Below are 10,749 nucleotides of genomic sequence, written 5' to 3'. Positions count from 1 at the left end.
CGATAGGGGGAGCCGGGTACCTTGGCCGCCGCCGATCGGTACGTCTCCAGTGCCTCGAGGTGGCCTCGCGCCGGGTCGGCCGCACGCACTCCGGCCTCCAGCACCAGTACCCGCCGCCCCCGCTCGCCCAGCGCTCTCGCCACCAGCGATCCGGCGATCCCCGCCCCCACCACGATCACGTCGTAACGCGGCCCGGCCGGACGTCCGTTCACCGTCACCGGCCTGTCTCCGCCTTCCGGGTGGGCGCGGCGGGCGGCTCGGCCCACGACCCGAAACCCGGCTGCGCGGTACCGGGCGCGCTCCCGCCGAACGTTCGCCACACCAGGCCCCCGGCGTACGCCCGCGGTGAGACCACGAACGGACTCTCGCCTCTTATTCCCGGCCAACAGCCGGTGTACCAAAGGTGCGTGACCGCTCTGGCCGTCTCCAGCAGCCCCTCGTCCCGCACGCCGCGCAGACCGCCGACCTGCTCCAGCGCACCGGCGAGCAGTGCCAGACTTCCGGCCTCGGTCCGCCCCGCCACGACGGCCGCGTAGTCCTCCGCCAGCCCCACAGCCTCCAGCTCGGCAACGCTGAACCCGGTCAACGAGGCGGACACGGCGACGAACTCACCGAATCGGTCCGATAATTCCCTGTCCACGTCCGCCATGTGTCCTTCCTCCCGGCCGCTCCGGCAGTCCGTCATCCGGCCATCCGTCCAGGGGCGGCACATGGCTGTGATCACTGCCCCGCTTCCGGAGGTGGCAAGCGTTCGGATCCGGACAAACTCCCCGACAACGCACTCCTGTGGTCAGGCTTCATACGCGGCACCCAGAAACGAGAGCCGTACCTGACGGTTCGGGTTGCCGGCGTTCGTGTCCGCCGAACTCCGTTGAGCCAACTGCCACGACACCCACCGTGCTCCAAGTGTCACTGGGGTCTGTCCGCATGAGCGGGAAGGGGAGGCCCCAGGATCCCCGCGACAGCCCGGAACATGCGCGCTCCGTTACTCAACTGCCCTTCCTGCTAGGCCAGTTGATGCATTCCCGTCTGCTCGCGGGGTCGACACGCTTCGGTGGGCGGCGATACGTTGAACCGTGGCCCAAAACAACGGACGGAAAGCCGATCCACAAGGGCCGGAGCCCACCCCGCTGTGGCGAAACCGGGACTACAACATCTGGTGGTCCGGGGTGGGGGTGTCCAGGCTGGGCACCAGTGTTTCCACCCTGGCGTTCCCGTTGCTGGTCCTGGCTGCCACCGGGTCCGCCACCGCTGCCGGGGTCGTCGGTACCTGCGGGAGTGCCGGTCTGGTGGTCGGTCTCCTGCCCGCGGGGGTGGCCGCCGACCGCTATCCGAGACGTGCTCTGCTGGTCGGGTCCTCACTGGTCCAACTGGCCGCGATGGGCGTCGTCTTCTGGATCGTGGCCGCCGGGCGCTTATGGCTGCCGCTGATCGCGGTTCTGGCGTTGGTGCAGGGCCTGGCGTCGGCGGCGTTCGCCGGCGCGGCGGCACCCCTGGTCAAACGCGTCGTCCCCGAGTCGCAGGTCAGGACCGCCTTCGCCCGGGTCGAGGCACGAGACTACGGTGCCCAGTTGGCCGGAGCGCCGCTCGGCGGGGCCCTGTTCTCGTGGGCGCGCTGGGCACCGTTCCTCGTGGACGCCCTCTCTTTCGGGGCCGTCGCCATCGCCTGCCTGTTCCTGCGCACCCCGCTGGGACCCGACGCCGCGGACCGGTCCGCCGACCGCCCTCCGCTGCGCCGCGACCTGGGCGCGGGGCTGGCCTTCATCCGGGGCAGCGCGTTCCTGCGGTACGCACTGCTGTGGATGGCGCTGATGAACCTGTTCTTCACCGGAATCGGCTTCATGTTCATCGTGACGTTGCGGTACCACGGCGCGTCGCCCTCGCAGATCGGCGCGGCCGAATCGATCGCCACGGCGTGCGGTCTCGGCGGCGCACTCGCCGCCGGATGGGTCGTACAACACATGTCCGGCTACCGGATCATCCTGATCGTCTCCTGGATGGTCACCGCGGGCGTCGGCGGAATCGTGCTGCTTGCGGCCTGGCCATGGCTGGCGGCCCTGTGCCTGGGCGCGAGCATCTTCTTTGTGACTCCGCTGAACGTCGTGTTCGCCAGCGGCATGGTGGCGATGGTTCCGGACGCCATCACCGCACGTGTCATGACGTCGGCGAACATGGCCTCGCAGTCCTGCGGTTGGCTCGCCCCGGTGGTGTGCGGCGCGCTGGCGGACGGTCTCGGAGTCGATGCCCCCCTGATCGCCATCACCGTCGGCCTGGCCCTTCTGGCGGCCGCCAATCATGTCGTACCGGTCGTCCGCCAGTTGGGCAGACCGCCGGAAGGCAACAGGGAGTCGGAGCCCCGCACCGACCCGGACGGACAGACCGTCCTGTGAGCTGCGGCCGGCCCGGGGCACGGCGATGTCACCCGGCGGCAGACCCTCCCACCACCAGGCACCGGTAGTCCACGCCGATCTCGCCGCCGTTCTCCGCGTCGAGAAAGGCGGCCACCTCGCCCAACAGCCGCCGCCGCACCTCCTCGGGCAAAGCGAGGTGGCGGCTCTCGGTGGCCAGCAGTTCACAGAATTGCCGGGAGGTGAGACGGGTCTGCCAGGGCACGGCGATCCTCGTCACGTGCTGGAATCCGTGGAATCGCAGTTCCTCGGCGTATCCGTCGAGGTCGGACTCGGACAGTGAGACCCGGCCGCCCGATCCGGCCGGCAGGCCGTCCGGGAGGACGGACGCGTAGACCGCGTTGAGCCGGGCCGCGTCGCACGGCGCGTAAGAGCCGAAGTTCCAGGCGAGCAGGATCCGGCCGGCCGTGCCGAGACACCGCGCCGCCTTCCGGGTCCGTTCCCCGGGCCGCAGCCAGTGCCAGGCCTGGCCGCACGCCACCACGTCGAACCGCCTGCCGCCCGGCTCCCACGACTCGAAGGTACCGACCTCGACGGCGAGCCCGTTGGCCGAGGCGACCTCAGCCATCCGCGCGTCCGGCTCGACCCCGGTGACCTCGTGGCCGAGCTTCGCCAGCGCGGCCGCGAGCTTGCCGGTCCCGCATCCGATGTCGAGCGCGGTGCCCGGCGGGCCGACGCCCAGGGCGGACAGGGCCTCGGTGAGGGCTTCGAGGGGGTAGCCGGGGCGCAGCCGGTCGTAGTCGTGCGCACGGGCGCCGAAACTGGTGGGCGCCCACACCGTTTGGTCCGTCACATCAGTCCTCCGATCAGGGTCACAAACGTGTGCTGCGGAAGGAAGAGCACATAGGTGCCCACCGAGGCGAGTCCGAAGGGGACGAGGCGTTTGGGCAGCAGCGCGGTGAAGACGGCGTGCATGAGCAGGCCCAGGACTGTGCCCGCCGGCCAGGTGGCCGGGAAGATCAGCAGGAGAGGGAGCGCGGCCTCCACGACGATCGTCGCCAGTGAGGGCAGGCGCCAACGGCGGGCGGCCAGCGACGGGTCAGCGGTGGCGAAACGGCGCGTGAACCAGTCGGGGAAATAGTATTCGCGCCGGCCCGGGGGCAGTTCGTCACGCAGGGAGGCGAGTTGCTCGAACATCTTCTGCAGAGTGTCCCCGCTGGTGAACTGGCGGGAGGCGGCCTTGAACCAGGCGCTGCTCCAGTACACCTGGAACATCAGCACGACCGCGGCGGCCTGCGGCCAGGAGGGCCCTCCTGGCCCCGGCGCCCGCGCGGGATCGAGGAACGCGGCCGGGGACGGGGCGTCCAGCAGCGACTGCAGGCTGAGATAGGCATCGGCTCCGGAGGCGAAGACGAACGGGACGCACATCATGCCCAGGAACAGGATGTTGAACTTGCGGTCGAAGGTGAACTCGAACATGCACCAGGCGGCCACGACTCCTGCGGCGAGCGGGGTGAGCACTCCTGCCAGCAGGCACAGCACCGCCATGGCCCGGGCAGCGTAGAAGACCTTGAACGCGAGTGGGCTCAGCAACACCTTGACGGCCATGTCGTCGCGCTCGTACCGCCATCGCACCAACGACTTGGGGTGAAGGTCGAAGAAACGCGCCATGCCGTAGACATGGTCGGCGGTGATCTTCCACAGCAGGGCGGCCGCCAGGATCAGGCGGAAGAAGCACAGCGCCGGTCCGGCCGCCGTGCCGTGCACCGGGAACGCGGTCGGCAGCAGATCACGCACGCACGATCCTGCCGTTTCTGACCGCGATCCTGATGTGGCCGAAAGGCACCAGGAGCACGCCCTCCCCGACCACGCGCAGGCCGTGTTCCTCGTCGAGGTAGCACACCAGCGAGGCCAGCGCCTCAGGAGAGCCGAAGTGGTCCTGGCGCAGTTCGTACTCCCAGGGGCAGACGGGCTGCCCGTCGCGTACGTCGTGCAGCCGGGCGCGGTAGCCGCCGATATGGGAGAACATCGCCCAGGACCCGAAGGACCCCGGTGGGGTGAAGAACCCGCGCCACACCAGCCAGGCCACGGCCCCACAGGCGAGGACCGCGGCCGCGACGTCATTGACCATGCCGGCTCCTTCGGGAGGTTCGGTCAGGAAGGTTCGGTCAGGGAGGCTGCGGCATCGGTCACAGGACCATGGACGGGACGGGCCACCGGTCGATGAGGCAGGGAGCCCACCAGTCGAGGCCGCCGAAGTTCAGCACGAGGTGCTCGGCGCGCAGCGCGGAGAGGACGTCGGGATCGACGTCGCCCACCTGTTGTCGCTCCAGTTGGGCCACGGCTTGTACGTATGCGGGCTGGACCAGGTCGAATCGTTGCAGCACGCCGGCCCGCCGGTCGCGGATCTGTACGAAACCGGGGCCTCGGCGCCAGACACAGCGGCCGATGTAGAACCGGTTCCGCCACTCGGTGAGACGCTCGGCCGACCGGGCGCCGTCGAGGGAGGCCGGTGGCTGAAGGTGCGTCAGGTCGCGTGCCGTCAGGGCCGGATCGGCCCGCCGGCCTGCTCTCAGTTGCCAGCGCACCAGCAGGCCCCGGGCGGTGGCGACCCGGAGGAAGTCGAGTGCGCGCAGATCACGGGGTGTGGGCGAGCTCAGGTTGACGGGCTCGTCGAGTTCGGCGTACCGCACTCCTCGCCCGTACAGGTCGTGCACGTGACGGCTGGCGAGCGAGCCCTCCGAGGTGGTGGACGGTGGGGTCAGCAGATCGTCACGCATGTGGGCTCCTCGGCCAGTTGCAGGGCCAGCTCGGGTCCGCCGGTCTGCGAGTCGCGCCGGATGCGGCACAGCAACTGGTTCTCGTCCTCGGTGGCGAGGTGGACGGCACGGTCGCCCTCGACGAAGATCAGTCCCCGTCGTCGCCAGTCGGTCAGCAGGGCCTCGACGCGGTTCTCGTCCCAGGCGTGACCGCCCTGGCCCGCGCGGCGTACCAGTTGGTCGACCGACCTGGGGTCGTGCAGGGCGCGGAACAGCTCGGCCTCGACCGGGTCTTCCAGGGTCATGGACCGCCAGGAGAAGCCCGGCCGGGAGTTGGTGAGCGCGATGCGGTCACCGAGGTCGACGTAGGACAGGCTGCTGCGGATGTAGTTGTCGGACCACTCCTGAAGAGCATCGGCGAGCCGTTCGCCGATCTTGCGGTCGATGCCCTGGGCGGGGGTTTCGAAAAGGTAGGCGAGGTCGGTCAGTTCGGCCTCCGGCAGGTCATAGGTGATCGCGTACTGCGGGTTCGGCCGCCGGTCGGTGAAGCCCAGTTCGGGGCGGTCGAAGTAGGGGCTGAAACGCTCCAGCGCGATCCTGTTCGCCCCGGTGCTGGGGTGGAGGTGGTGCAGGGCCGGAAACTGCTCGATGAGGGGCAGGTAGTCGTCCTGGGTCTCCCCCGGGAACCCGTACAGGTAGTTCCACGCCACCGACAGCCCGTGGGTCTCGGCGTCCCGGAGGAAGCGGACGTTGTGGGTGCCGCTCACGCCCTTGTCCATGATCTTCAGTACGCGGCTGCTGAGGCTCTCGATGCCCGGCTGGACGCTGACCACCCCGGCCGCACGCATCTGGGCGATCTGCGACAGCTTCATGTTCGACTTGACCTCGTACTGGATGCGCAGGTCGAAGGGTGCCTCGGCGAGCTTGTCCAGGACGGAGTCGAGGAAGGACATCTCCAGGATGTTGTCCACGGCGTAGAAGTCCAGCACGCGGTGGCGCTCGGCGAGCGTGAGGATCTCGTCCAGATAGGTGTGCGGGCTCTTGCTGCGGAAGGTCATCGCCGAACCGTTGAGTCCACAGAACGTGCAGTGGTGCTTCTCGCCCCACCAGCAGCCGCGCGCGCCCTCGACCACGAGCACCGGCTCGTACCAGGACTGCACTCGGGAGCGCCTGAGACGCTCGAAGTAGGGGTCGAAGTCGGGCGCCGGGATCTCGGACGGCGCCAGGAGCCGGTCCGCCGCCGGATTGCTGACACTGGTGTCGCCGTCACGCCGGCACAGGCCGGGTATGTGCGATGTGTCCGGCTCGCCACCCCCACGAAGGGCCTCGACGAGTTGGGGGAACGCCCGCTCCGCCTCGCCGCGTACGACGTAGTCGAGGAAGCCGAAGTTGCGGTGCAGCGCCTCCCCTTGCGGACCGTCGCAGTTGGCCCCGCCCATGACGGTCGTGATGCCGGGCGCCAGCTCCTTGATCCGGCGCAACAGCGCGAGTGACGCCACGTTCTGCTGGAACGTCGAGGTCGCGCCCACGAGATCGGGACCGTCGGCGACTATCTGCCGCGCGGTGGCTTCGATGAAGTCGGGAACGATCCGGTGCAGCCGCAGACATGTCTCCATCTGATTGTCCGTGATCTTTCCCTTCAACCCGGCGGTGAACTCGTCCACCCGCCACGAAGGGTCGTCGTAGAGGGCGGAGGAGAACACCCAGTCGCCGCATCCCAGGAAATAGCTGTGCAAGGAGAAGAAACTGAATTCGGGGGAGCCGAGTCCTCCTTGCTGGTCCATCCAGTCGGCGAACTCTATGTTGGCGTAGAGGGTCTTCGTCTCGATCTCTGGAAATGTATCCGCGATCCTTCGCGAAAGAATCCCGAGCGCGAGTGACGGAGTTGCTGTCGTGGCCCACGGCATGCAGACCAGCGTGATCTTCATATGCCCTCCGGCGTGAGCCCGTGTCTCCCGGGCGCCGGAAGCACGGAGCGATACTTGGAAGCGAGGCCGCGCTGGTCAGAAGGTGACGTACACCATCACCGAAACCGAAATCGAATTGACGTCCTCACGGTTTTCCATCTGCGGGTCGTTGCGCACAACGGTCTTCTCCATGACACTCCTCCCCCCGGTCGCTCGAAGTTGAACGCTTCCGGTGCGACCGGAGCATCCGGTCGCACCGGAAGCGCCTGAAATCCCCACGGAATAACGGTGGGGACCCGTTGTGACAGCGTCAGAAACTGACGCTGACCGACACCGAGATCAGGGCCGAATCCTGATCGTCGATCTGCGGGTCGTTCTCCACGATGGTCTTCTCCATGAGGTTCCCTCCCCTCCACCGCTCGAAGGAACCGGCGCGCGAAAGGAGCAAAAGGGCGCCGGTGCGTCATAACGCTCCGAAAGTGTGGTCGGCGTGGAACGCCCTGTCGAGCTCTGTTCCGCTCAGCGGACCGAAGATCTGGAACGACCGGCCTGGTGCCCCGGCCTACTGGGGCTGGACCGGGACGGGGTCGGAAGGACTGTCCGAGGTGGCCGCGAAGCCCAGGCGGTCGCGGATTCCGGCGCGCAGGGGGTCGTCGTCGGGGAGGCCGAGTTCGTCGGTGAGGGCCAGGGCCCGCGTCCATGCCTCGCGGGCCGCGCCGGGCTGCTGGACGCTGAGGTGGCTGTCGCCGAGGCAGAGCAGACAGGCGGCCTCGCTGTGGCGCTCGCCGGTGGCGCGGTGCAGCTGCGCCGCCTGACGGTAGCAGTCGACCGCCTCCTGATACCGGCCCAGGTGATGATGGATGTAGCCCAGACTGTCCGAGATGTGGGCCTGCCCGTCCACGTCCCCGGTGGCGCGGGCGAGCTCCAGAGCCTGCTCGCAGTGGACCAACGCGCCGAGGTGGTCGCCGAGGTTCGCCTGCCGCCAGCCGATGTGGTTCAGCGCCGCGGACTGCCCCGCCCGGTCGCCCGCCCTCCGGTAGTGCTCCAAGCTCCGGAGCGCGTGCTCCAGCGCCTGTCGGGGACGCCCCAGTGCCCCCGACATCCGCGCGAGATGCTGATGCGTACGGGCCTGGCCCGCATCACTGCCCAGCATGCCGAACAGCTCCAGTGCTCGCAGGTAGTGCTCCCGGGCCGGTCCCGTGCGCTTCAACCGGTCCAGCGCCAGCCCCAGACTGCGGTAGGAAGCCGCCTCACCGGCCAGGGCACCCTCACGCCGGGCCGCGGCCAGCGCTGTGTGCCCGGCCGCCAGCAGCACCTGCCAGTACCCGTCCCGGTCCAGAAAGGTGGTCAACACCGCGACCAGCCGCCACACATGGCCGTCGAAGTCCGGCGGCGGCTGCCGCACGATCTCCAGCAGCACCGCGTGCTCGGCGACGAGCCAGGCCCGCGCCTGCTCGTAGTCGGCGGGCTCACCCACGTTGGAACCGGGCGCGGCCGGAGGCGTGGCCACCGGATTGGGCTGCGGAGTCACCAGTACATCGGCCGCCCTCGCGGTGTGCAGGTAGTGATCCATCATCCGGTGCAACGCCTCCCGCCGCACCCGCTCACCGTCGCACGCGGCCACCAACTCCCCGGCGTACACCCGCAGGAGGTCGTGGAACGCGTACCGTCCCGGTACCTGCTCCACCAGCAGGTGCCCGCCGGTCAGTTCGCTCAGCAGTCCCCGGGCCCGTTCCGGCGGCACCCCCGCCAGCGCGGCCGCCGCCGCGTGACCCACGTCCGGCCCCGGGTGCAGGGCCAGCAGCCGGAACATCCGGGCCGCACCGGCGCTGAGCACGCTGTAGGACCACGAGAACGCCGCCCGCACCCGGCTGGCCTCCTCCCCCACGTCCAGTGCGTCCAGCCGGCCGCCCGCCTCCCTCAGTTCCTCCGCCAGCGCCCCCAACGGCCTGCGGGGCTCTATGGCCGCACGGGCCGCCACCACCGCCAACGCCAGCGGCAGTCCCCCGCACGAGGCGACGATGTCCGCCACGGCCTCCGGCTCGGCCGCCGCCCGTCCCGCCCCGAGCCGCTCCGCCAGCATGTCCCGCGCCGCGTCCGGACTCAGCGACTCCACCGCCAGCAGATGGGCGCCCTCCGTCACCGCCAACCCGGTCAGACGGTTCCGGCTCGTCACCAGCGCCATGCAACCGACCGACCCCGGCAACAACGGACGGACCTGTTCCTCGTCCCGGGCGTTGTCCAGCACCACGATCATCCGCCGCCCCGCCAACAGACTCCGGTACAGCCCCGCTTGGGCCTCCAGGCCCGGCGGCACCCGCTCCGGCTGCACCCCGAGGGCGTTCAGAAAACCCCGTACCGCCTCCGTCGCAGGCACCACCGCCCCCCGCGGATCAAACCCCCGCAGGTTCACATACAGCTGCCCGTCGGGGAACGCGCTCCGCACCTGGCGCGCCCAGTGCATCGCCAGCGCCGTCTTCCCGACCCCCGCCATGCCCGACACCGCCGAGATCACCACCGCCGCGGACTCGTTCTCCGCCGAGGCGAGGATCGCTGCGAGGCGGCCCAGCGCCTCGTCACGGCCGGTGAATCCGCGTACGGCCATGGGCAGTTGGGCGGGAGGCTCGGCCGACCGCACCACCGCCGACAGCCACTGTGGCGGGGGCGTGGGCCGTGCGGCGGACGTGGACCCGTGGCCCCGCAGGATCGTCTGGTGCAGTTGTCGCAGCGCCGGCCCCGGATCCGTACCCAGCTCCTCCGCCAGCCGTTCGCGGACAGCGGCGTACCAGTCCAGTGCCTCCGCGCTGCGCCCGGTGTCGTGCAGCGCCCGCATCAGCGCTTCGGCCAGGGGTTCCGCCAACGGATACTCCCCGAGCAGACCGGTCAGCGGGCCGATGACGGACGCGGGATCACCGAGGCGCAGCTCCGCGCGAGCCCATCCCACGGCGGCGTCCTGGCGCTGTCGCCGCCAGGCCTCGCGCATCCGCGCTGCCCACTGCCCCTGCAGACCGGACAGGGGTTCTCCGCGCCACAGGCCGAGCGCGTCGCCCAGCAGCCGCGCCCGCGCCGGGTCGGTCCGCTCCAGCAACCGTGCCTGGTCGATCAGTTGTTGGAACCGGTACAAGTCCACCTGGCCCGGGCGGGCTTCCAGCAAGTACCCGCCCGAGCGCCGCACAAGACGTAAGGGCTCTCTCGCCGTTTGCGCGGCCTGTTCACACACCCGCCGGATCCGGGCGACATGGGCGTGCACCGCGGTCCGCGCCCCGTCCGGCGCACGTGTGCCCCAGACCCGTTCGATGACCACGTCGACGGCGACGGGCCGGCCGACGTCCACCGCCAGGGCGGCCATCACCGTACGGCGTTGTGGCGGCCCCACCTCCACCACGCGGCCCCCCACCGACAGCTCCACAGGCCCGAGCAACTGCACGTCCACCATGTCACCCGCCCCCTCTCGGAAGAGTGTTCTCCCTTTTTCGCGGACGTGCGTGCGAAGCGACAAGCCTTCGGCAAGGTTTCAACCCACACACCGGTGCCAGTCTGCTGAGGCGGTCGAACAGACGGGCGACGACCGCATCGCGTCCAGGCTCGGCGGCGGAGGCCTTCGCCCGCCGTCCGCACAAGAGGCAAGCGGGGAGGCGACGAGTTGACCGGACGTGGAGTGATCGCACCGGGGACACAGGGGGCGGGGCAGCGGTCGGAGGCCATGCCGGGGGGCCTTCCATCGCCGCCACCCGG

At 70.0% G+C, this 10,749-nt stretch carries 10 protein-coding genes; 1 reads left to right on the top strand and 9 read right to left on the bottom strand.

The annotated features are described in order from the left end of the window. The coding region (locus AOK08_RS07210) for an FAD-dependent oxidoreductase (protein WP_241826861.1) at positions 1 to 218 on the bottom strand (218 nt) is incomplete at its 3' end. After that, positions 215 to 649: a hypothetical protein gene (locus AOK08_RS07205; RefSeq protein WP_055524609.1), complete on the bottom strand. Its 435-nt coding sequence runs from the start codon at positions 647 to 649 to the stop codon at positions 215 to 217. The genes AOK08_RS07210 and AOK08_RS07205, both read right to left, overlap by 4 nt. Positions 650 to 1,076: 427 nt before the next feature. Between AOK08_RS07205 and AOK08_RS07200 the strand changes: the two genes are divergently transcribed. Further along, positions 1,077 to 2,390 (top strand): MFS transporter, encoded by a 1,314-nt coding sequence (locus AOK08_RS07200; RefSeq protein WP_079053886.1) that lies wholly within the window; start codon positions 1,077 to 1,079, stop codon positions 2,388 to 2,390. A gap of 28 nt (positions 2,391 to 2,418) precedes the next feature. On the opposite strand, the gene AOK08_RS07195 is transcribed toward AOK08_RS07200, so the two are convergent. From AOK08_RS07195 to AOK08_RS07170, 7 genes are all read right to left on the bottom strand, one after another. Then, positions 2,419 to 3,201 carry a class I SAM-dependent methyltransferase gene (locus AOK08_RS07195; RefSeq protein WP_055524607.1) on the bottom strand — a complete coding sequence of 261 codons (783 nt, stop codon included), beginning with the start codon at positions 3,199 to 3,201 and terminating at the stop codon, positions 2,419 to 2,421. Further along, positions 3,198 to 4,145, bottom strand: a complete 948-nt coding sequence (locus AOK08_RS46365) for a hypothetical protein (RefSeq protein ID WP_055524606.1) — start codon at positions 4,143 to 4,145, stop codon at positions 3,198 to 3,200. The genes AOK08_RS07195 and AOK08_RS46365 overlap by 4 nt, the downstream gene beginning before the upstream one ends. After that, complete coding sequence (locus AOK08_RS07185) at positions 4,138 to 4,479, bottom strand: hypothetical protein (protein WP_055524605.1); 342 nt, start codon at positions 4,477 to 4,479, stop codon at positions 4,138 to 4,140. Before AOK08_RS07185 ends, AOK08_RS46365 begins: the two co-directional genes overlap by 8 nt. Before the next feature lie 58 nt (positions 4,480 to 4,537). Continuing rightward, entirely contained in the window at positions 4,538 to 5,128 is a 591-nt protein-coding gene (locus tag AOK08_RS07180; RefSeq protein WP_157876590.1) for a DUF5825 family protein, read from the bottom strand. Continuing rightward, on the bottom strand, positions 5,110 to 7,035 hold the full coding sequence (locus AOK08_RS07175; RefSeq protein ID WP_063794029.1) for a RiPP maturation radical SAM C-methyltransferase: 1,926 nt from the start codon (positions 7,033 to 7,035) through the stop codon (positions 5,110 to 5,112). The genes AOK08_RS07180 and AOK08_RS07175 overlap by 19 nt, the downstream gene beginning before the upstream one ends. Positions 7,036 to 7,324: 289 nt before the next feature. After that, entirely contained in the window at positions 7,325 to 7,462 is a 138-nt protein-coding gene (locus tag AOK08_RS45565) for a hypothetical protein (RefSeq protein WP_157876589.1), read from the bottom strand. A gap of 114 nt (positions 7,463 to 7,576) precedes the next feature. Continuing rightward, complete coding sequence (locus AOK08_RS07170; RefSeq protein WP_055524603.1) at positions 7,577 to 10,450, bottom strand: AfsR/SARP family transcriptional regulator; 2,874 nt, start codon at positions 10,448 to 10,450, stop codon at positions 7,577 to 7,579. Between the last annotated feature and the right edge of the window lie 299 nt (positions 10,451 to 10,749).

Source organism: Streptomyces graminilatus (genome assembly GCF_001418565.1).
GTDB lineage: Bacteria > Actinomycetota > Actinomycetes > Streptomycetales > Streptomycetaceae > Streptomyces > Streptomyces graminilatus.
Note: the sequence above shows the minus strand (reverse complement) of the source record. Positions and strands in the feature narration are given on the sequence as shown.

Excerpts from the sequence above, each read along its gene's own strand:
- AOK08_RS07205 (WP_055524609.1), bottom strand. The coding sequence starts at position 649 with ATGGCGGACGTGGACAGGGAATTATCGGACCGATTCGGTGAGTTCGTC.
- AOK08_RS07185 (WP_055524605.1), bottom strand. The coding sequence starts at position 4,479 with ATGGTCAATGACGTCGCGGCCGCGGTCCTCGCCTGTGGGGCCGTGGCC.
- AOK08_RS07175 (WP_063794029.1), bottom strand. The coding sequence starts at position 7,035 with ATGAAGATCACGCTGGTCTGCATGCCGTGGGCCACGACAGCAACTCCG.
- AOK08_RS07170 (WP_055524603.1), bottom strand. The coding sequence starts at position 10,450 with ATGGTGGACGTGCAGTTGCTCGGGCCTGTGGAGCTGTCGGTGGGGGGC.
- AOK08_RS07180 (WP_157876590.1), bottom strand. The coding sequence starts at position 5,128 with ATGCGTGACGATCTGCTGACCCCACCGTCCACCACCTCGGAGGGCTCG.